16 protein-coding genes are annotated in these 19,570 nt (G+C 72.3%); 6 read left to right on the top strand and 10 right to left on the bottom strand.

Annotated features, from left to right (window positions below; all coding sequences use genetic code 11):
• Positions 1-29: 29 nt before the first annotated feature.
• The 6 genes from ACWDD9_RS08985 to ACWDD9_RS08960 form a co-directional block, all read right to left on the bottom strand.
• Positions 30-827 (bottom strand): VOC family protein, encoded by a 798-nt coding sequence (locus ACWDD9_RS08985; protein ID WP_117488588.1) that lies wholly within the window; start codon positions 825-827, stop codon positions 30-32.
• Between the two features lie 128 nt (positions 828-955).
• Positions 956-3,484, bottom strand: coding sequence for a terpene synthase family protein (locus ACWDD9_RS08980; protein WP_449811187.1), 2,529 nt, complete (start codon positions 3,482-3,484; stop codon positions 956-958).
• A gap of 189 nt (positions 3,485-3,673) precedes the next feature.
• On the bottom strand, positions 3,674-4,705 hold the full coding sequence (locus ACWDD9_RS08975) for a hypothetical protein (RefSeq protein WP_375876729.1): 1,032 nt from the start codon (positions 4,703-4,705) through the stop codon (positions 3,674-3,676).
• The gene (locus tag ACWDD9_RS08970) at positions 4,702-6,642 is read right to left on the bottom strand and encodes a hypothetical protein (RefSeq protein ID WP_449811186.1); all 1,941 of its coding nucleotides are present in this window, start codon (positions 6,640-6,642) and stop codon (positions 4,702-4,704) included. Before ACWDD9_RS08970 ends, ACWDD9_RS08975 begins: the two co-directional genes overlap by 4 nt.
• Positions 6,639-7,421, bottom strand: a complete 783-nt coding sequence (locus ACWDD9_RS08965; RefSeq protein ID WP_387822386.1) for a toll/interleukin-1 receptor domain-containing protein — start codon at positions 7,419-7,421, stop codon at positions 6,639-6,641. The genes ACWDD9_RS08970 and ACWDD9_RS08965 overlap by 4 nt, the downstream gene beginning before the upstream one ends.
• 77 nt (positions 7,422-7,498) lie before the next feature.
• Positions 7,499-8,818, bottom strand: a complete 1,320-nt coding sequence (locus ACWDD9_RS08960; protein ID WP_449811185.1) for a helix-turn-helix domain-containing protein — start codon at positions 8,816-8,818, stop codon at positions 7,499-7,501.
• A gap of 646 nt (positions 8,819-9,464) precedes the next feature.
• On the opposite strand from ACWDD9_RS08960, the gene ACWDD9_RS08955 reads away from it, so the two are divergent.
• A complete protein-coding gene (locus ACWDD9_RS08955; RefSeq protein WP_074001818.1) occupies positions 9,465-10,109 on the top strand; it encodes an HhH-GPD-type base excision DNA repair protein in 645 nt (214 codons plus the stop codon).
• A gap of 108 nt (positions 10,110-10,217) precedes the next feature.
• Here ACWDD9_RS08955 and ACWDD9_RS08950 read toward each other — a convergent pair whose 3' ends face one another.
• Positions 10,218-11,726 carry an MFS transporter gene (locus tag ACWDD9_RS08950; protein ID WP_375876733.1) on the bottom strand — a complete coding sequence of 503 codons (1,509 nt, stop codon included), beginning with the start codon at positions 11,724-11,726 and terminating at the stop codon, positions 10,218-10,220.
• Between the two features lie 129 nt (positions 11,727-11,855).
• Between ACWDD9_RS08950 and ACWDD9_RS08945 the strand changes: the two genes are divergently transcribed.
• Positions 11,856-12,854: a helix-turn-helix transcriptional regulator gene (locus tag ACWDD9_RS08945; RefSeq protein WP_380779886.1), complete on the top strand. Its 999-nt coding sequence runs from the start codon at positions 11,856-11,858 to the stop codon at positions 12,852-12,854.
• 23 nt (positions 12,855-12,877) lie between these two features.
• Here ACWDD9_RS08945 and ACWDD9_RS08940 read toward each other — a convergent pair whose 3' ends face one another.
• Positions 12,878-13,774 (bottom strand): hypothetical protein, encoded by an 897-nt coding sequence (locus ACWDD9_RS08940; RefSeq protein WP_449811184.1) that lies wholly within the window; start codon positions 13,772-13,774, stop codon positions 12,878-12,880.
• 14 nt (positions 13,775-13,788) lie between these two features.
• Entirely contained in the window at positions 13,789-14,307 is a 519-nt protein-coding gene (locus ACWDD9_RS08935; protein ID WP_449811183.1) for a YbhB/YbcL family Raf kinase inhibitor-like protein, read from the bottom strand.
• A 99-nt stretch (positions 14,308-14,406) separates the two neighbouring features.
• Between ACWDD9_RS08935 and ACWDD9_RS08930 the strand changes: the two genes are divergently transcribed.
• Together ACWDD9_RS08930 and ACWDD9_RS08925 are read left to right on the top strand one after the other, a co-directional pair.
• A complete protein-coding gene (locus ACWDD9_RS08930) occupies positions 14,407-15,066 on the top strand; it encodes a rhomboid family intramembrane serine protease (protein ID WP_449811182.1) in 660 nt (219 codons plus the stop codon).
• A gap of 115 nt (positions 15,067-15,181) precedes the next feature.
• Positions 15,182-16,348 (top strand): hypothetical protein, encoded by a 1,167-nt coding sequence (locus tag ACWDD9_RS08925; protein WP_449811181.1) that lies wholly within the window; start codon positions 15,182-15,184, stop codon positions 16,346-16,348.
• Between the two features lie 21 nt (positions 16,349-16,369).
• On the opposite strand, the gene ACWDD9_RS08920 is transcribed toward ACWDD9_RS08925, so the two are convergent.
• Positions 16,370-17,950, bottom strand: a complete 1,581-nt coding sequence (locus ACWDD9_RS08920; RefSeq protein WP_449811180.1) for a helicase HerA-like domain-containing protein — start codon at positions 17,948-17,950, stop codon at positions 16,370-16,372.
• Positions 17,951-18,142: 192 nt separating this feature from the next.
• Here ACWDD9_RS08920 and ACWDD9_RS08915 point away from each other — a divergent pair, with 192 nt between their 5' ends.
• The gene (locus ACWDD9_RS08915) at positions 18,143-18,439 is read left to right on the top strand and encodes a type II toxin-antitoxin system VapB family antitoxin (protein WP_030061387.1); all 297 of its coding nucleotides are present in this window, start codon (positions 18,143-18,145) and stop codon (positions 18,437-18,439) included.
• Positions 18,440-18,710: 271 nt separating this feature from the next.
• The gene (locus tag ACWDD9_RS08910) at positions 18,711-19,394 is read left to right on the top strand and encodes a LytR C-terminal domain-containing protein (protein WP_049650160.1); all 684 of its coding nucleotides are present in this window, start codon (positions 18,711-18,713) and stop codon (positions 19,392-19,394) included.
• Positions 19,395-19,570: the final 176 nt, after the last annotated feature.

Genomic DNA, 19,570 nt, shown 5'->3' with positions numbered 1-19,570 from the left:
CCCTGTCGTTCGTCGTCCCGTCGGACGCATCAGACGTCCTCCGTCTCCGGCTGCTCCCCTACCCGCCGGTCGAGGTCGATCAACCCGAAGGCCGCGCCCTGCGGGTCGCCGACCGCCGCGAACCGGCCGAACGGGCTGTCCATCGGCCCGAAGTACACCGTGCCGCCGCGCGCCGTCAGACGCCCGATCGCGGCGTCGGTGTCGTCCACCGCGAAGTAGACGCTGATGTACGAGGGGGCCTCGGGCGGCAGGAAGTCGCCCTCCGCTCCCATCCGGCCCAGCACCGGCCGGCCGCCGACCTGGAACATCCGGTAGTCGAAGTCCCCGCCCGCCATCTTCTGCACGCCGTACGGGAAGACCGCCGGGAAGAAGGCGTCCGCCTTCGCGGGCTCGCGGGTCACCACCTCGGCCCAGCTGTACGCGCCGGGCTCGCCCTGCTTCTCGAAGCCCTCGTGCCGCCCGGCCTGCCAGACGCCGAACACCACGCCGCCCGGGTCCCTGGCGATCACCAGCGTGCCGAAGTCGCCGACCTGCATCGGCCCCATGACCACCTCGCCGCCGTTGGCACGGATCCGCGCCGCGGTGGCACCGGCGTCCGGTGAGGCCAGGTACAGGCACCAGGCGGACTGGGCCTCCGCGCCGGGCATCGGCGGCACGACCGCGGCGACCGCCTTGCCGTCCGAGTACGCCTGGGTGTAGTTGCCGAACTCCGACGAGCTCTCGCCGAAGGTCCAGCCCAGCACGTCGCCGTAGAAGGCCTTGGCGCCCTCCAGGTCGGTGAACATCGCGTCGGCCCAACAGGGTGTGCCCTCAGGTAGCGCAGCCATCTCTCTGCCCTCGTGTGTGGCGAAGTGCGCGCGCCGGGAGGGCGTACGCCGGCCCCCGGTTCGTCAGCCTAGCCACGACGCGCCGCACCCGCGCGGGCTGGAACCCGCGCGGGTGCGGACCTTCGAGGTCAGCCGCCCGCCGACAGGCGCAGCGAGGCCGTGCCCAGGCCGGTCGGGCCGAGCGGCACCGGGGGCACCGGGGGCACCGGCACGCTCGGAACCACCGGTGCGGTGCTCGCCACCGGAGCCTCGGCGGCCGCCGCTGTGGCCGCCCGACGGGCCTGCGAGGCCTCCACCAGGTCCCGCTCGGCGCCGAAGTGCCGCTCCAGGTCGGCCGTGCCGTACCGGAGGCAGCCCCCGTGCCAGTTGAGGATGCCCGCGAGCCAGTTCTCCAGCTCCCCCACGTACCCGTCGAGCAGTTCCCTGGCCGCCTGCTCCAGCCCGAAGTCCTCGTACATGACCGGGAGTTCCTTCTGCGCGACGTGCTGGAACTGGCCCAGCCGCGAGTGCATCAGGTCGTCGACGATCCGGACCCCGGACGGGTAGTCGCAGCCGAAGAAGTTCTGCACCACCAGGACGGCGTTGTGCAGCTCGCCCTCGTACTCGACCTCCTTCTGGTACGAGAAGAGGTCGTTCATCATGCACGCGTAGTCCATCGCGGAGTTCTCCAGCGCGCGCATCGAGCCGTGGTCGTACACCTCCTGCGGCACGGTCTGCCCGTGGCCGAGGCGGGAGAGGCTCGTGGTGAGCTCGGAGCCGAAGGTGGAGCGGCGCATCTCCAGGTAGTCCACCGGGTCCGGGATCCGGTTCTGGATCTGGTTGGCCAGCTCCCAGATCCAGCTGTCCAGCATCACCTCGACGGCCACCCGGAACCGGCCCCTGGCCTCGACGGCCATCGGGCCGGCGGTGCGCTCCCAGATGTCGGCGAGGCCGCGCTCCAGCGCGTTGACGGGCTCCGGCGCGGGGGTGCCGTCCACCGGCATGAACAGGGACAGCCGCGCGTTGGCGGCCTTGGCGCCGCCCAGGTCGCGGGTGCGTCCGAAGGCCCGGGGGTAGTAGTCGTCGGCCCAGGTGCCCCAGGCCAACCAGGCGGAGGCGATGTCGAGTTGGTCGGCGGTGGCGTCCGGGTGGAGGCCGGCCGCGCAGAGCGGGAGGTCGTAGTCGCGCATCGACTCGGCGTCCCAGATGCCGGACGCGGGGACGCCCGGCTCCGCCGCCAGCAGCCCCATCCGCCCGGCCCACTCGATCACGCGCTCCCGGGCGCCGTCCAGGTGCGGGCTCAGCCGGAGCTCGTACGGCAGCTCGAACTCGGGCAGCAGGGACGGCCCGACGGCCTGGTGCGGCACGTGGCCGTGCGACCGCGCCCGCCGCACGGCCGGGCCCGCCGCACCCTCGGCCGCACCCGTCGGGCTCGCCTCTGCCGGGCTCGCCTCCGCCGGGCTCGCCTCCGCCGCGGCCGCCTCCGCCGCTGCCGCCGAAGCCCCGGCGGCCGTGCTGCGCAGGATGTCCAGCGCCGAGGTCCCAATGCCGCCGATCGCGTACTGGTCCCACCAGTTGCCGCCCCCGGGCCCACCCGGCAGCCCCGGCAGCCCCGGCAGCCCACCGCCCGAACCGGGCGCCACCTCAGCGCCCGAGGCCGCCGAACCGGACGAACTCGCCGCCGCCCCACCGCCGTTCATGTACCGGCTGGAGCGCAGGTGCCACTCGTGCCCGCCGGACTGCCAGTCCTGGAGGCCCTTGACGTACGCCATCACCCGGGCACGGCCCGCCGGGTCCAGCCCGGTCTCCGCGAACAGCACCGGCAGTTCGGTGAACACGGTGTTCTCGAACTGCTGCAGCCGCGAGGTGAGCAGGTCGTTGACCGCCTCGGCGGCCTGCTGGGTGGAGCACTCCAGGAACCGCTCCAGCACCAGGATGCCGTTGCTCAGCTCGCCCTCGTCCTCCACCTCCCGCTGGTACGAGAAGATGTCGTTGCGCAGGTGCACCCCGTCGGAGAAGGCGTCCATCAGCACCCGCAGCGCCCGCGAACCCGACACCTCCTTCGGCACCTCGGCGCCGGCCGCGTACTCGACCAGCTGCGCGGACCAGGGCGCGCCGCCGACCTTGCGGCGCATCTCGATGTACTCGACCGGGTTGGCCACCCGGCCCTCGTTGATGTTGGCGAGCTCCCACAGCGACTCGTTGAGCAGGTTCCGGGTGCTCGCGGCGAACCGGAGCCGCCAGTCCTCGCCCATCACCGGCACGGTGCGCCGCCACAGGTCGGCCAGTCCCGCCTCGACCGGGTTCTCCGGTTCCGGCAGCTCGGCGGCCGGGTCGGCCGGCATGAACAGCGGCAGCCGGTCGAGGTGGGCCTTGCCCGCCCCGCGGTCGTTGGTGCGCTTGTACATGTCGAGGAAGTGGTCGTCGAAGAAGAAGACCCACACGTACCAGTCGGTGACCAGGGACAGCGCCTCGGCGGAGGCGTCGGGGTGGGTGTACGCGCAGAGCAGTCCGTAGTCGTGGGCCTCCAGGTCGGCCTGGTCCCAGATCCCCGACCCCTCCAGCATCCCCATCTCCCGGGCCCAGCCGGTGGAGTGGGCCCGTGCCTCGTCCAGATGCGGGTTGAGGCGTGCCGGGTGCGGCACGTAGAAGGACGGCAGTTCGAACGGCTGGGTCACGGCGGGCGGGCCTTTCTGGACGTGTCGAATTGGACCAAGAATGACCCGCCGTCAGCTCGCCGCACCGTCACAACAGAAACAGTCATATGAAATGACTCGTTCCCCCCGTCCAGAACCACCCACCCGGCCGAGCGCCCTCCCCAACCCCCCACGCCCCGGCATCCGATACTACGTTCGAGCTTTCAGTCGTCACTCGTCCGTCGGTCCCGGCTGACCGGGCACGACGTCGTCCTCCCCCAACAGCTTCGCCCGGATCAGCCGTGCGAACTCCGGTCGGCCGGCCGCAGCGGTGAAGTCCGCCACACGGTGCGTGTAGACCTTCCGTTCGGCGGAGTCCTCGTCCAGCTCGACGTCGTCCAGCAACTGCCTCAACGGCCCGATCACGGAGGGCCCCCCGGCCGGACCGTACGGCCCGGCCGGTCCCGCGGGCCCCTCCTCGTCATCGTCCCCTGAGTCGTCCGGAGAAAGCCCGGCTCCCGGCACCAGGTGCGTGTACAGCTCGCTCACGGCCTGGTCGTTGGCAGCAGCCGAGAGTTGTGCGAGCGGGCCGATCAGGTCGACCGCCTCCCTGATCTGCTCGTCGTGGCGGGCCAGCCACCACACCATCGCACTTCCCGGCGACTTCAGGACGTCGTCGCCGAGATAGGCCCGCTTACTCTGCTCGTGGCGGCGTTCGTGCTCCCAGACCTCCTCGGTCTTCCGCACCTCCGACAACTTCCCGAGCCGGTGCCGGTCGTCCTCGGACAGCCGGAGCTCGACCCGCCCGCCCATGGCTTCCACCAGGCCCGACCGGTCCTGGCTCTGCGTTCCGAGAACACCGTTCAACCGGTGCTGCACCAGGTCCAGCCGCCCCGGGATCTCGCACGCCGTCACCTCACGGGCCCGCTCCAGCACCGTTTCGACCGCCAGGCCCGCCGGGTCCGCGTGCACCAGCCCGGTGAGGTTCGGGATCGGACGCCACCACACCGTGGCCGAGAAGTGGAAGTCGTAGTCCGGCACCAGGCTCGGCAGTGCCACTCCGGCCACCCTGGTCTTCTCCCACGGCGGCTCCGCCGGCTTCGGAGCCCTGGCCGATGCCTGCAGGACGGCCAACAGGAGGGCCATCGTGGCCGGCACCGCCCACAGCCAGACCGGCCACCTGGCCAACAACCCGAGTACCACGGTCACCGAGCCCGCCGCCAGCGCCAGCCCGACCAGCGGCGCCTTCCCCGTACCCTTCACAGCCCTCTCCCCCCGGTCGCCCCGACAAGTGGTTCGATCCCCTGGACGTGGTCGATCTTTCGGCAGAAGCGCGTCGCGACTTCCGCCCGGCTCACCGGCCCCGGGTGATCTTCGGGTCCGGCCGCCCACTCATGGGCCAGCAGGTAGTAGCGGCTGAGTACCGGGACTCGGCCGTCGGCGGCCCGGACGAGGATGCCCAGCAGCCGCTCACCGCCGTCCCGCGCCCTTCGCGCGGCCTCGAGCCAGTTCCGGACTCCGACCTCGCACGCCTCCCGGAACGAAGCCACCGCCAGCATCCCCCTCCAACCCCGAACGGCGTCCCGGTCGGACACCCAGAACGGCAACGGGTCCACCAGCTCCAAGAAGATCTCGGCGTCCGACAGCACCGGCTCGCTCCTCTCCAGCCCATCCAGGACTCGGGAGAGCAGCCCCAAGTACAGGTACCTGTCCCGGCCGACCAGCTCCCGCAAGGCATCCCGGGCATGCCGCGGACCGTCCGCGGTTTCCCTCCGTGCGAGGTGGTGCAGGCGGACGAGGGCCTGGCCGGGATGACGCACTGCCATCACATCGACGCAGATCCGCGCGAGGCCCCGCACCAGATTGGTCGGCAGCGGCGGGCCAACCGACCATTCATAGGTCTTCGCCCGGAACGCCGAACCGCAGGTCCCACTCGTGACGCCCTCCTCCAGCACCAGCATCGCTACCGGCAAGAGCCGGTTCTCCTTCGCCCAGGACGCCACCAGGTCGGTCAGCAGACCCACATCGCCGGCTTGCAGGGCCTGTTCGGTGAAGCGGGCGACCATCCGCCGGCGATCCGGTGCGTCCAGCCACGTCGTCGCCCTGATCGCGTCTCCGACCCACGCCCCGAACGCGTCCCGCAGATCCGGGTAGTAGGACCAGACATGGTCTCGAACCGCCGCCGCGTATGCCAGCTTCGTGAAGCCGATCCGGCCTTCCTCCACCACCATTCCCAGATCCCGCACCCGCTGTCTCAGGTCGGCCCGGTCGAGGCGGGGCCGTTCGTCCTCCGGGTGGCCGACCCTCGTCAGCAACTGGTCGGAAAGACGGAACACCGCGACCGCAGGGGCTCCGTCCAGCATGGCCGCCGTAAACAGCAAGGCCCGTTGGCGACCGTCCTCGAGTTTGGCGATCTGCCGGGCCACCTCGTCGAGGCGCTCACTGAGGGCCGCACCGGCTTTGTCCGCCCACTCCGCGAAGTCACCGCCTGCCGAACTCGCTTCGACCACGAGCTCGTGGAGTCGTTCCAACTCCCGCATGGGAGAGCTGTCCAGAAGCTCGCCGAGGCTCGACTGTCGCAGCTCCGGGACGGACACCTCGATTCCGGCCCACCCCAGGTGACTGGCCAGCACCTCGCCGCCCGCAGGTCGGCCGAGCCGTATCAGCAACTGCCGGACATCCGGCTGCAGGAGGTGCTCGTGGTCCCGCGAGAGAACCACCACCAGTCGGCCGGCAACGCCCTCGACCTTGGCCCAGTACGACTTCATCAGGCCCTGCGCGTCGACGACCTGCTGGTCGGAGAGGTCCGTGAGGTCGATCAGGACGCGTTCACCGTGGGAGAGTTCGCCCAGTTCCGCCTGCTGATCGTCGGAGGTGACCTCGCGGAACGGATCGCCCGGCTCACCCGAGCAGTGCAACAAGACCACGGCAGCCGTACGGCGTCCGCTGCCTTCGGCTCCGGAGACCAGGACGGCCGTGCCCGGCTCCTCCAACTTCCGGAGCGCCTCCGCGTATCCGTCCGGTGGCACGAAGCGCTCACTAAGCCAAAGGCGTCGCTCGGCCGCGATCCGCAGCGGATCCCCTCCGCTGCGGATCAGCCTGTCCGTGTCGGAGACGAAGTAGTTGTACTGGTTCCCACTGCCCGTGTGCGTCTGCCCCCGGGCGTTGCCGATCCACGTCGCGTCCCCGTGGTCGCTCACCGGCGCCGTCCCCTGCGGTCACCCCGGTCGCCGAAGGTGTGGTTGACGGTGCCGCGTTCGAGGTAGGTGCCGCCGTCGCCGTGGAACTCCACACCGCCGTGCCGGATCGTGTTGTGCTGGGAGCCGTTGCCGGTGTGGACCGGGCCGCTCGCGTTGTTGATGAACGTCCCCACGTCGCGGCCCACGTTGCCGATCCCTCCGCTCTGGTCGTGCCGGTAGTCCCCGGCCTGCACCACGCTGCCGTTCACCCGGCCGACCTCGTTGCGGGTCTCCGTCGCCCCCTTCGACTTGGCGATCTGCCGCTCCGCCTCCGCGAGCCGGGGGACCGCTTCGGCAAGGTCGTCACCGAGGCGCAGGAGGCAGTGCTCGGCGTCGCGATCGTCGTACCGGCGGTACTGGCAGTCGGCCAGCTCGGCGATCTCGGGCGGGAGGGTCCGTCGGTCGAGCCGTGTCAGGCGGCCGACGAGGACCGGAACGACCAGGGCTTCGTTCTCGAAGGCCTCGACGATCTCCCGCCGGGTCCAGTCCTCCGGGTCGTCCAGCGCGCGTCGACCGTCCGCCGTACGGGCATCGGTCCAGCGCGGACCGATGACCGCGATGAGCACGCTGCTACGGCGGACGGCGGTCAGCAGTTCCTGGGGGAAGGGTCGGCCGATCTTGATGGACTTGCTGGCGCGGAACACCCGATCGGTTCCGAACCGCTGGGAGAGCTCGCGCTCGATGACCGTGGCGGCCGTGCCCTCGTCGCTGGTGCGGTAGTTGACGAAGATCTCGGGCATGACGAAATCACCTCTCCAGGTGAGTGAGGGATGAGGAACGGTGTGGCGGCCGGGGACGGGCCGGGAGTTCAGGCGGTCTACGGGTGCAGCGCCTGCGCGAGCAGGGGCTGGAGGGCCTGCACGGGTCGGCCGGCCCGGAACCGGTGCAGCTCGTGGGCGAGCCTGCGGACGTCGGACCGGATGGTGGCCGACCGCAAGGCCGGGATCAAGGGCAGGAGCTCCGCGGCGAGTTCGCAGGCGCGTTGCGGTTCCCCCGTGGCCGCGTGGGCGAGGGCGCGCCGGATGCCGTACCGGGCGCGGCTGCGGACGGCGTGCGCCGGGATCCTCGGGTACTCGTGGTCCAACACTTCGGCGGCCTGGCGCGGGCGGCCGAGGTCGTACAGGCACCAGCCGGTGACCACGGCCGCCGGGTCGGCCAGGTGGGTGGTGCCGAGCAGAGGTGTACCGCCGTTCTCGGTGTCGGCCCTGGCCAGCAGTTCTCGGGCCCGGTCGAGGCTGCGCAGACAAGCGGTGTGGTCGCCGGTGAGAGCGTGCCCCTGAGCCTCCCGCTGTGCTGCGAGGCCCCGGATCCGTGGTGGCAGGGCGTCGTCCTGCGCCGGTTCGACCAGTTGTACGGTCTGGGTCGCGTCACCTGCGTAAAAGGTGATCAGGGCGCGTCGGACCAGCGCGTACGACGCCAGGTCGCGGTCTCCGCCTGCCTGTGCGAGTTCGACCGCCCGGGCGGTCCACCACAGTGCCGAGGTGTTGTCGTCCGCCTCCTGCGCCATCCAGCCTGTGTACTCCGCGTACCGCGCGGCCAGCACGAGCAGTCGGCCCCGGTTCACCGGGTCGGCCCGGGCGGCGAGCTCGCGCAAGGTGTGGGTCTGGACCGTGAGCAGCGGGATCAGCGTGCCCGGGTCACCGGACTGGCCGAGTTGTCGCATCTGGTCGAACTGGGCCCGGAAGATCTCGACCGGGCCGGATTCCGCGACGGCGGTCGCCGAGGCCTCCGTCGGCAGGGTCGCGGTCAGCCCGCCACCGATCAGTGAAGTGGCCCCGACGGCAAGCAGCTGCCGCCGTCCAAAGGCCCCGGGCCAACGGACCCCTTCCTGGTCGGCCCCGATCACTGCTTCCGCTTCACCGACGACGCCGCTCTGCACCGGTCCGCCGGACGGCGCCGACTCGGCCCCACCACGTCCCGCCAGCAGCCGCTCCAGCTCGCCGCCCGCGTCGAGCTGAACGTCACAGCGACGCGCCAACTGAGGCGGGGGTGGCTTGTGCCCACGTTCGATCTTGCTCAGGTGTCCCTTGCTGTAGCTGAGCAGTTCGGCCAACCGGGTGAGGGTCAGCCCGGCGGCGATCCGACGTCTGCGCAGTTCCGGACCGAACTCTCCGGACGACAATCTGGACACGCTCATGCCAACCCCCGTCTGGATCCGACCGCCCTGGCATCTGCTGCATCACGGGCCGGAAGCGGTCACCCCTCGCTTCCGCCTGGAATCTTGGCATGCGATCAAGCCGGTCAAACGGCGATCGACGGGGTTTCCCGTTTCCTCTTTCCCCCTCGAATGACCATGCGAACAAAACGAGTTGGCGACATGTCCACGCACCAGAGCAACACATATGAACGCGCTCCCGCCCGGGCGGGCCGGTCGTGGCCTGCCCGGGCGGGAGCAGCGGTTCCGGCTCAGGCCGCGAGGCCGAGGGCGAGGGCGGGGGGAGGTGGGCGCCAGACAGAAAAGAGGGAAGGAAGCGTGGGCGCGGACGCCGAGCGGTGACGACGGTGTGGGCGACGGGCTTTGGAGCGCCCTCCATTCGACGGCTGTTCGGTTCGACGCGCCCCCGCTCCGGGACCCCCGGCGGATGCGACAGGCACGGGCAAAAAATATCCCTCGCGCCCCCGCCGGCACCCCCGGCAACCGCTCCGCCAACGAACAATGCAGCTCTGGCAAGGCCTTGAACAGACAAGACTTCCCCGGCTACGGGCGTGTTGACCGCGTACGCCAACGCCGCTTCCACCAGACTGGGCGCCGACCCGACGTCAACTCCGAGGAGGGCAAGCCCATGAACGTCACCGTCCGGCTCGCACAGCAGCCCGAGGCCGACGAACTGCTCGGACGCAGCGCGCTCGCCGCACTCGTCGGCATGCTGCTGGACCAGCAGGTCCCGATGGAGTGGGCGTTCACCGGCCCGCTGACCATCGCCCAGCGCCTCGGCCACGACGACCTGGACGCCCACGAGATCGCCACCTACAACCCGGAGGAGTTCGTCGCGCTCCTCTCCGCCAAACCGGCGGTCCACCGCTACCCGGCCGCGATGGCCAAACGGGTGCAGCAGCTCTGCCAGTTCCTCGTCGCGCAGTACGACGGCGACGCGGCCGCACTGTGGAAGAACGTCCGCACCGGCAAGGAGCTGCTCAGCCGGCTCAACGCCCTGCCCGGCTTCGGCAAGCAGAAGTCGCAGATCTTCCTGGCCCTGCTCGGCAAGCAGTACGGGGTACGGCCGGAGGGCTGGCGCGAGGCGGCCGGGGTGTACGGCGAGGAGGGCGCGCACCGCTCGGTGGCCGACATCACCGGCCCCGAATCGCTCACCCTGGTACGGGAGTTCAAGCAGGAGGTGAAGCGCGCCGCGAAGGAGGCCAAGGCCGCCGCCAAGCCGCGCACCACCACCCGCACGTCCGCCGCCCCCACCCCGACCGGTGTGCGCTGAGCACCGGCTGACCCACCCGGCCGGCCGTACCGGGGCCGGCCCCGCCCAGAGCGCGACGCGGGCCCCGGCCGCGCAGCGCGACCGGGGCCCGTGAACGGGAGCGCTCCGTCAGGCCACGACGGGCGCCTGCTGCTCCGCGGTGGAACCGTCCGCGGAGCCACCCGCGCCCCCGGAACCGGCCACGGCCCCGAGCGCCTTGCGCCGCCGCGGCAGCGCGAACATCAGCAGGAAGACCGCGAGCAGCACCCCGGCGACCCACCACATCGCGTGCACGAAGGCCCCGCCGAACGCCGTCCCGACCGCCTCCGGCGCGACCACGTCGTCCATCGCCCCGAAGAAGGCCACCGACACCAGGCCGAGCCCGAGCGCGTTGCCCACCTGCTGCACGGTGTTGATCAGCCCGGACGCCGAACCGGCGTGCTCACGCGGCACCTCCGCCAGCACCGCGTCGGTGATCGGCGCGACGATCAGCCCCATCCCGAGGCCCATCACCACCAGCGGCAGCGCCATCTGCCAGGCGGTGATCGTCGTCCCGTACCGGTCCGCCTCCCAGATGTAGACGAGCACGCCCGCCGCCATCACCAGCGCGCCGGTCTGCAGCACCTTCCGCCCGAACCGCGGCACCAGCTTCTGCACCGACAGTCCGGCCGCCGTGGAGACCGCGATCGAGAACGGGATGCCGGTCGCGCCGGCCTTGAGCGGGCTCCAGCCCAGCCCGATCTGCATGTAGAGGGTCCAGACCAGGAAGTAGATGCCGAGTGCCACGCCGAAGGCCAGCTGCACGCAGATCCCGGCCGCGAAGGACTTCACCCGGAACAGCGCCAGCTCCACCAGCGGCGAGCCGTCCCGCCGCGTCTTGACCTTCTCGTACGCCACGAACAGCGCGAACACCGGCAGGCTCCCGGCCATCGACAGGTAGCCCCACAGCGGCCAGCCGGCCTCCCGGCCGTGCGTCAGCGGGTAGATCAGCATCAGCAGGCCGAGGCTGGCCAGCGCCACGCCCACCAGGTCCAGCTTCAGCGCCTGGTCGGCCTTGGACTCGTCGATGAAGCGGCGGCCCAGCAGCAGTCCAGCGATGCCGACCGGCAGGTTGATCAGGAAGATCGGCCGCCAGGCCAGGCCGAACAGGTCCCACTCGGTGAGCAGCGCACCGATCATCGGACCGGAGACCGCGCCCAGCCCGACCACCGCGCCGAACAGGCCGAACACCTTGCCGCGCTCCTCCGCCGGGAAGGTCGCGTGGATGATCGACAGCACCTGCGGCACCATCAGCGCGGCCGTGCCGCCCTGGAGCACCCGGGTCGCGATCAGCATCTCCGGGCTGGAGGCCAGCCCGCACAGCGCCGAGGCCAGCGTGAAGCCGCCGATCCCGATCAGGAACACCCGCTTGCGGCCGTGGATGTCACCCAGCCGGCCGCCGGTGATCAGCCCGATCGCGAAGGCCAGCGCGTAGCCCCCGGTGACCCACTGGACGGCGCTGAACGAGGCGCCGGTGTCCTGCTGGATGCTCGGGATGGCGATGTTGACGATGGTCACGTCCACCAGGTCCATGAAGGAGGCGACCATCACGATCGTCAGCGCGATCCACCTCCGGCGCTCCGCTGCCGCGGTGCCCATTCCGTACTCCTCTACCTTTTCCACGTCCACGACAGTAGCGGGCATCTAGGTCAGAATCTGTCCCAGTTGGTCCGGCATTCTGGACGGCACGAGCGACGGCACGAGCGAGCGAAGCATCGAGAGGCGCACATGAGCGACACCCCGGCCCGGCTGTTGAACCTCCTCTCGCTGCTCCAGACCCCGCGCGAGTGGCCCGGCAGCGAGCTCGCCGAACGGCTCGGCGTCAGCCCCCGCACCATCCGGCGCGACATCGACCGGCTGCGCGAGCTCGGCTACCCGGTGCGGGCCAGCATGGGCGCGGAGGGCGGATACCGGCTGGTCGCGGGCACCGCGATGCCCCCGCTGCTGCTGGACGACGAGGAGGCGGTGGCCATCGCGGTCGGGCTCCGCGCGGCGGCCGGGCACGCCGTGGTCGGCATCGAGGAGGCCTCGGTACGGGCGCTCGGCAAACTGCTCCAGGTGCTGCCGGGCCGGCTGCGGCACCAGGTCGGGACGCTCAACTCCGCGACCGTGCCGTTGCTCGCCGGGGACGGCCCGACCGTCGACCCGGAGGACCTCACCGTGCTCGCCCGCGCCGTCACCGCCCGGGAGCGGCTGCGCTTCGGCTACCGGGCGTACGACGGCGCCGAGACCAGTCGGCAGGTCGAGCCCGAGCGGCTGGTCTCGGTCGGCCGCCGCTGGTACCTGGTCGGCTACGACCTGGACCGCGCGGACTGGCGGCTGTTCCGGGTCGACCGGCTGAGCGGCCCGGCCGCCACCGGCGTCCGCTTCACCCCGCGCCCGCTCCCCGCCGAGGACGCCGCCGCGTACGTGGCGGGCAAGCTGCGCCGCCCGTCGCCGAGCGGCACCGTGGTCGCCACCGTGCACGCCCCCGCCGAGCGGGTCCGCGACAGCCTCCGGCCGGGCGACTCCGAGGTCGAACCGATCGACGGGCACAGCTGCCGGCTCCGCTCCCGTTCCGACTCGCTGGAGTGGACGGCGATGCGGCTGCTGTCGCTGGACTGCCCCTTCGAGGTGCACGAGCCGCCGGCGCTGCGCGAGCACCTGCGCCGGCTCGCCGACCGCGCCCACCACGCGGCCGGCCCGGAGGCTCGGACCCCGGGCCCCGCCCTGAAAGCCGGCACCTGAGGCCGCGACCCGAGGGCCGGAACCTAGGCCTCGACCCGGAACCAGCCGTTGCCGGAGCGGAACCAGAGCGCCCCGTCCCGGCCGTGCGCGCGCCCCCGGTCGAGGCCGCCGGGGACGCCGACCCGCTCGCGGCGCACCTCCCGCCAGCCCTTCCGGCTCTCCCGTTCGCACCGGATCAGCTCGCCGCCGGGCTGGAGGAACACGGCCCGGTCCCCGGCGATCGCGAAGCCCACCGGCTGGCGGGCCGGCAGCCGCATGACGACGGGCTCGCCCCCGTCCGGGTCGATCCCGGTGAGGTGGCTCCTGTCCCCGTACCAGGCCAGCCAGGCCCGCCGTCCCTCGGTGGCGGCGGCGAGGCCCTCCAGCGGCTGGTCGCCCAGCTGCCCGAAGTCCGGCCGCCAGACGACCCGTCCGGCGGTGTCCAGCCCGAGCAGGCCGTACTGGCCGAGCGGGTTGTCCCCGTAGTTGCCCTCGTCCCCGAAGGCCAGCCAGATCCGGCCGTCCCGGTCGGTGGTCAACGCCTGGACGGCGTCGCCGAGTTGCAGCTCCCGGGTCAGCCGGCCGTCCGGCCCGAAGACCTGGCCGTTGCGCTCCCAGCCGTCCGCCGACTCCTCGGCCCTGCCTCCGACCAGCAGCACCCGGCCGCCCGGCAGCAGCGCCAGGAAGTCCGGCGGGACCCCGACCCCGGTGAGCGGCACCCGCCACTCGCCCCGCGGGCCGCGCACCACCACCTCGCCGTCGAACGGCAGCCGGGCGCACGGCCACGAACCGGCCGGTGCCGCGTACCGCTCCGGCACCACCAGGACGGCCAGCTCCCCCTGCGGCCCGACCGTCCAGGTCAGGGCCCGGTGGCCGGCCCGGACGTCCTCCGCGGGCAGCCGCCAGACCTCGACCGGACGGTCGGACACCGGTATCGACATCGATCGGGCCCCGCTCAGACCCCGTACTCGGCGGTCAGCAGCGCCCGGCCCAGGGTGTGGAAGGTGAGGTTGAAGCCCACCTGGGCCGGCGGGGTGTCGGCGGCGATGTCCAGCTCCTCCACGTCCAGCGCGTGCACCGCGAAGACGTAGCGGTGCGGGGCGCCGGGCGGCGGGGCGGCGCCGTCGTACCGGTTGCCCGGGAAGTCGTTGCGGCCGTGGAAGGAGGCCTCGCCGGGCAGGTCGGCGTCCGAGGAGCCGGCGCCGCGCGGCAGGCCGGCGGTGTCGGCGGGCAGGTTCAGGGCGAGCCAGTGCCACCAGCCGGAGCCGGTCGGCGCGTCCGGGTCGTAGCAGGTGACCGCGATGCTCCGGGTGCCCTCCGGCAGGCCCGACCAGGCCAGCTGCGGCGAGAGGTTGCCGTCGGCGTGGACGAACTCCGGGCCCAGCGTGCCGCCTTCGGTGATGTCCTCGCTGCTCAGCGGGAAGGACGGCACCTGCGGAAGGAACTCGTACGGCAGCGGCGCGCGCTTGCTCATGGGCTGGTCACCTCTCACGGTCGGAATGACACAGGTCACTCTAAACGGCTCGCCGTAATCGGGTGCGTGTGCGATCCCGCCGCCCCTAGAGTCGACGGCATGGCCTCCAGAATGACCCGTCTGCTCTCCGACTCGCGCGACGCGCTGTTCACCATGATCGGCCTCCAGGCCGTCATCTGGTCCGTCCAGGTGGTCAACTGGCTGGACGACTACGGGCTGTCGCAGGAGTTCGGCCTGCGCTCGGAGCGGATCGGCGACCTGCCGGAGATCTTCACCTCGCCGTTCCTGCACTTCGGTTGGGACCACATCGCGGCCAATGCCTGGCCGCTGTTCCTGCTCGGCTTCCTGTCCGCCTACCGGGGCATGAAGAAGTTCCTGCTGGCCAGCCTGGTGATCACGATGTCCGACGGGCTGCTGGTCTGGCTGCTGGAGAGCCCGAACACCGTGACGGCCGGGGCGAGCGGCCTGGTCTACGGCTACCTCGGCTACGTGGTGCTGCGCGGCGTCCTGGACCGCAACGTGCTGGACGCGGCGGTCGGCATCGTCATCGCGGCGGTCTACTCGACCATCCTGATCGGCGTGCTGCCGGTCACCCCGGGCGTCAGCTGGCTGGGCCACCTGGGCGGACTGATCGGCGGGCTGGCCGCCGCCTTCCTGCTCCGCAGCCGGCCGGCCGAGCAGCGGGCCCCGAAGCCCGCCGCCGCCCCGGACAGCCCCGGATCCGCCCTGCTCAAGCAGCTGGACGACCTGGGCCTGTAGCCCCCGGCCCGGCGGCCGTCGGCCCGGTAGCCCACCCGGGCCATCAGGTATAGACCAATCCCACCCCTGCGGCTAGCGTGGACGGCTCACCCTCCCCCAGCTCCGGAGCCGCACCGTGGAGTCGTCCGTCCTCGCCTTCGCCACCGACCTGCTCGACGAGGGCGCCGACACCTTCTTCGGCAACCTCACCGACCGCGCCGGGGTCGGCGGCGTCACCCTCGCCTCCGTCTACCACGAGGCCCGCGACGTCTTCCCGCACAACCCCCGCCGGGTGGTCCGCTACCTGGAGCCGGGCGCGGCGTACTTCCGCCCCGACCCGGCCGCCTGGCGGGGCCGCCGGCTGGCCCCGGCGCCGTCCACCGCGATCGGCGACCGCGACCCCTTCGCCGAGGCCGGCGAGGAGGCCCGCCGCCGCGGCCTGAAGCTGCACGCCTGGACGGTCTTCTGCCACAACGACCGGCTCGGCTTCGCCCACCCCGACTGCGCCCCCGCCAACGCCTTCGGCGACCGCCACCTCACCGAGCTCTGCCCGGCGAACCCGGAGGTCCGGGAGTACGCGCTGACCCTGGTGGCCGAACTGGCCCGGTACGGCGTGGACGCGGTCCGCGCCGAGTCCCTGCACTTCCACGGGCTGCGCCACGGCTACCACCACGAGCGCTACTTCGAGGAGCTGGGCCCGACCGCCGAGGCCCTGCTCGGGGTCTGCTTCTGCCCGCACTGCCGCGCCGCCGCCACCGCCGCCGGGGTCCCGGCCGAGGAGGTGGCCGAGGCGGTCCGCGCCGAGCTGCGCCACCGGCTGGCCGACGAGTCCGCCGCCGCCCGGCCCGCCGACCTCAGCGCCCTCGCCGACGGCGCCTTCGCCGCCTACGTGGACGCCTCCGCCGCCACCGTCACCGCGCTGGCCGCCGACCTCTCCGAGCAGGCCCGCCGGCACGGCATGCGGCTGAGCTTCATGGACGGCGGCGGCCCGGGCACCGGCTGGCTGGCCGGCATCGACCTGCCCGCCCTCGCCGGAGCCGCCGACCAGATCGAGACCCTCGGCTACGCGAGGACCCCGGAGGCCGTCCGGGAGAAGCTCGCCGCCTTCGCCCTGCACGGCGTCCACCCGAAGTCCATGGCGGTGATCCTGCGCCCGATGTCCTCCGACTGCGACGGCCCGGAGAACCTCGCCGCCAAGATCGCCACCCTGCGCGAACTCGGCGTCCCCGAGGTCGAGTTCTACCACTACGGCCTGATGCGGCTGTCCTCCCTGGACCGGATCGGCGCCGCGCTCTCCGCCTGAGGCCGCCTGCCCCGGAACCGGTCACCGCCGCCGCTTGGACGTCCCGAACAGGCTGCGCGAGATCTCCTGCCCGAGCTGCTTCCCGGCCGAGCGCGCGAAGGACTTGACGCTCGGGTTGTTCAGCAGCGACCCGAGCAGCCCGCCCACGCCCGCCTGCTCCCGCGCCTTCCCCTCCCGCTCCTCCCGCCGCGCCGCCGGCTCGGGAGGAGCCGACGCGCGCCCCCCGGCCGGCGCCGCCTCCGGCCGGGGGGCGCGCGCCGCCAGCTTCTCGTACGCCGACTCCCGGTCGATCGCGTCCCGGTAGCGCGCCGTCAGCGGCGAGGCGTCCACCGCCGCCCGCAGGTCCGCCGCCTCGATCGGCCCCATCAGCGACTGCGGCGCCCGCAGCCTGGTCGCCGCGACCGGGGTCGGCGCGCCCTTCTCGGAGAGGACGGTGACCACGGCCTCGCCGGTGCCCAGCGAGGTCAGCACCGCGCCGAGGTCGTACGAGGAGCGCGGGAAGGTCGAGACGGTGGCCTTCAGCGCCTTGGCGTCGTCGGGGGTGAAGGCGCGCAGCGCGTGCTGCACCCGGTTGCCCAACTGCGCCAGCACGTCGGACGGGACGTCCCGCGGCGTCTGGGTCACGAAGAAGATGCCGACGCCCTTGGAGCGGATCAGCCGCACGGTCTGGGTGATCGCCTCCAGGAAGGCCTTGGAGGCGCCCTTGAACAGAAGGTGCGCCTCGTCGAAGAAGAACACCAGCTTGGGCTTGTCCGGGTCGCCCACCTCGGGCAGCTCCTGGTAGAGGTCGGCGAGCAGCCACATCAGGAAGGTGGAGAACAGCCGCGGCCGGTCCTGTACGGCGGGCAGTTCCAGCACCGAGACCACGCCCCGGCCGTCCGGGGCCGTCCGCAGCAGTTCGGCGGTGTCGAACTCGGGCTCGCCGAAGAACGCCCCGGCGCCCTCGTTCTCCAGCACGGTGAGCGCCCGCAGGATCACCCCGGCGGTGGCGGCCGAGAGCCCGCCGATGGTCCGCAGCTCCTCCTTGCCCTCGGGCGAGGCGAGGAAGGCGATCACCGCGGTGAGGTCCTTGAGGTCGTAGAGCTCCAGGCCCTTGGCGTCGGCGTAGTGGAACACCAGGGTGAGCGAGGACTCCTGGGTCTCGTTCAGGTCGAGCACCTTGGCCAGCAGCAGCGGCCCGAAGCTGGTGACGGTGGCCCGGATCGGGATGCCCGCGCCCTGCCCGCCGAGCGCGTAGAACTCGGCGGGGCAGCCGCGCGGCTCCCACTGCTGCCCCACCTCGGCGGCCCGGGCACCGGTCCGCTCGCTCGGCGTCCCGGGCGCGGCGACACCGGAGACGTCCCCCTTGATGTCGGCCAGGAACACCGGCACGCCCTGCGCGGAGAGCTGTTCGGCGATCAGCTGGAGGGTCTTGGTCTTGCCGGTGCCGGTGGCCCCGGCGACCAGCCCGTGCCGGTTGAGCACGCCCAGCGGGATGCGCACCTGGGCGTCCGGGTACGCGGTGCCGTCCAGCAGCACCGCGCCGAGGTCGAGGGCAGGGCCGGTGAAGGCGTACCCGGCGGCGATCTCCCGGACGGCCTGCGGGGTGAGGTCGGAGTCCATCGGTGAACACTCCTGAGCGGATCGGAACGCTTCGGAACGCTTCGGCATCGGCACGGAACCCGATCGGCACCGGGCGATGTTCGCGACATTTCCCATCAAACAGCGGCATTCGTCCATGCGCAGTTCACACCGGCGCGCGTGGCGGAGCCTCGGCTGCTGCGCCATCCGCCGTCCGAACGGTAGGCTTTCCGTGTGATCTTCAAGCGCATCGGCAATGGGCGGCCGTACCCGGATCACGGCCGGACGAGCACCCGCCAGTGGGCTGACGTCGCCCCGCGCCCGGTGCGACTCGACCAGCTGGTGACCACCAAGGGCCAACTCGACCTCGAAACCCTCCTGGCCGAGGACTCGACGTTCTACGGGGACCTCTTCGCCCACGTGGTGAAGTGGCACGGCGACCTCTACCTGGAGGACGGCCTGCACCGGGCCGTCCGGGCGGCGTTGCAGCAGCGCCAGGTGCTGCACGCCCGCGTCCTCGAAATGGAGTGACGGACCCCCGACCGGGCCGTCGGACCCCCACGGGCTTTCCGGACCGCCCCCTCGCCACCCGGCGGAGGGCGGTCCGCGCGTACCCCGGTACCCCCTTTCGGGTACCGGGGTACGCCAGATGATGATCGTTTAGTACCTTCGAGGCTGTCCGGCACTACGCTGCTGACTACGGCCGCGACCAGGGGATTCCGCCCGCACCGGGGGAAGCCCCCACCCGGCCGATCCGTCATCCCGACCCCGCCCTGGTACGAGGGGGAGACAAACCGTGAGCATGTTGACTCCCCAAGGCCTCAAGGGGAAGCAGTACCGCGTCACCGGCAACACCTACCCGCGCCTGGGCCGGCCTCCGAAGAAGAGCCGCAAGGTGATCGCCGCACTCGCCGGCCTGCTCGCCCTGGCCCTGGTCGCGCTCGGCGGCGTGCAGCTGTACGACATCTTCACCGGCAGGAACAAGAACGCCTCGGCCCAGGCCTGCGCGGACCCGTCCGGCAAGCCGCTGGCCGCCCCGACGCCGGGGGCCGCCCCGGGCACCCCCGCCGCCTCCGGTGCGCCCGCCGCCGCGCAGGGCGACCCGCACGCCGTCCCGCAGGCCTCCGCCGTCACCGTGAACGTCTACAACGCCACCACCAAGGCCGGGCTGGCCGGCCGGACGGCCGAGGAGTTCAAGAAGCGCGGCTTCGTCATCGGCAAGGTCGGCAACGCCCCGGCCGAGCTGGACAAGAAGGTGCCCGGCACCGCCCAGGTGATCGCCGGGCCGGCCGGCGCCGGCGCGGGCACCCTGGTCGGCTCGCAGATCGCCGGGGCCGCTGTCACCGCCGACGCCCGCACCGACACCACCGTGGACTTCGTGATCGGCGACAGCTACAACGCCCTGCTGGACGAGACCCAGGCGGCCGCCGCCCTCGCGCTGGCCACCAAGCCCTCCCCCGCCCCGACCGCCACCGGCAGCTGCTGAGACGGCACCGGCCGGACGCGCGGCACCACCGAACACCGAGAGCCCCCGGCAGACGCGGCGGTTTCTAGGGGTCGTTGCAACACGTGGTTAGTTGATCAAGCCGCGATCAGTTTATGCAGGCGCTCGGCTGGGGTTTCCCAGCCGAGCGTTTTGCGTGGGCGGCCGTTGAGTTCGGC

It is taken from the genome of Kitasatospora sp. NPDC001119 (genome assembly GCF_053598475.1).
The sequence above is the reverse complement of the archived record's forward strand: the minus strand, read 5'-3'. Positions and strand labels throughout refer to the sequence as shown.

Excerpts from the sequence above, each read along its gene's own strand:
- ACWDD9_RS08985 (WP_117488588.1), bottom strand. The coding sequence starts at position 827 with ATGGCTGCGCTACCTGAGGGCACACCCTGTTGGGCCGACGCGATGTTC.
- ACWDD9_RS08965 (WP_387822386.1), bottom strand. The coding sequence starts at position 7,421 with ATGCCCGAGATCTTCGTCAACTACCGCACCAGCGACGAGGGCACGGCC.
- ACWDD9_RS08960 (WP_449811185.1), bottom strand. The coding sequence starts at position 8,818 with ATGAGCGTGTCCAGATTGTCGTCCGGAGAGTTCGGTCCGGAACTGCGC.
- ACWDD9_RS08955 (WP_074001818.1), top strand. The coding sequence starts at position 9,465 with ATGAACGTCACCGTCCGGCTCGCACAGCAGCCCGAGGCCGACGAACTG.
- ACWDD9_RS08950 (WP_375876733.1), bottom strand. The coding sequence starts at position 11,726 with ATGGGCACCGCGGCAGCGGAGCGCCGGAGGTGGATCGCGCTGACGATC.
- ACWDD9_RS08945 (WP_380779886.1), top strand. The coding sequence starts at position 11,856 with ATGAGCGACACCCCGGCCCGGCTGTTGAACCTCCTCTCGCTGCTCCAG.
- ACWDD9_RS08940 (WP_449811184.1), bottom strand. The coding sequence starts at position 13,774 with ATGTCGATACCGGTGTCCGACCGTCCGGTCGAGGTCTGGCGGCTGCCC.
- ACWDD9_RS08935 (WP_449811183.1), bottom strand. The coding sequence starts at position 14,307 with ATGAGCAAGCGCGCGCCGCTGCCGTACGAGTTCCTTCCGCAGGTGCCG.
- ACWDD9_RS08930 (WP_449811182.1), top strand. The coding sequence starts at position 14,407 with ATGGCCTCCAGAATGACCCGTCTGCTCTCCGACTCGCGCGACGCGCTG.
- ACWDD9_RS08920 (WP_449811180.1), bottom strand. The coding sequence starts at position 17,950 with ATGGACTCCGACCTCACCCCGCAGGCCGTCCGGGAGATCGCCGCCGGG.
- ACWDD9_RS08910 (WP_049650160.1), top strand. The coding sequence starts at position 18,711 with ATGTTGACTCCCCAAGGCCTCAAGGGGAAGCAGTACCGCGTCACCGGC.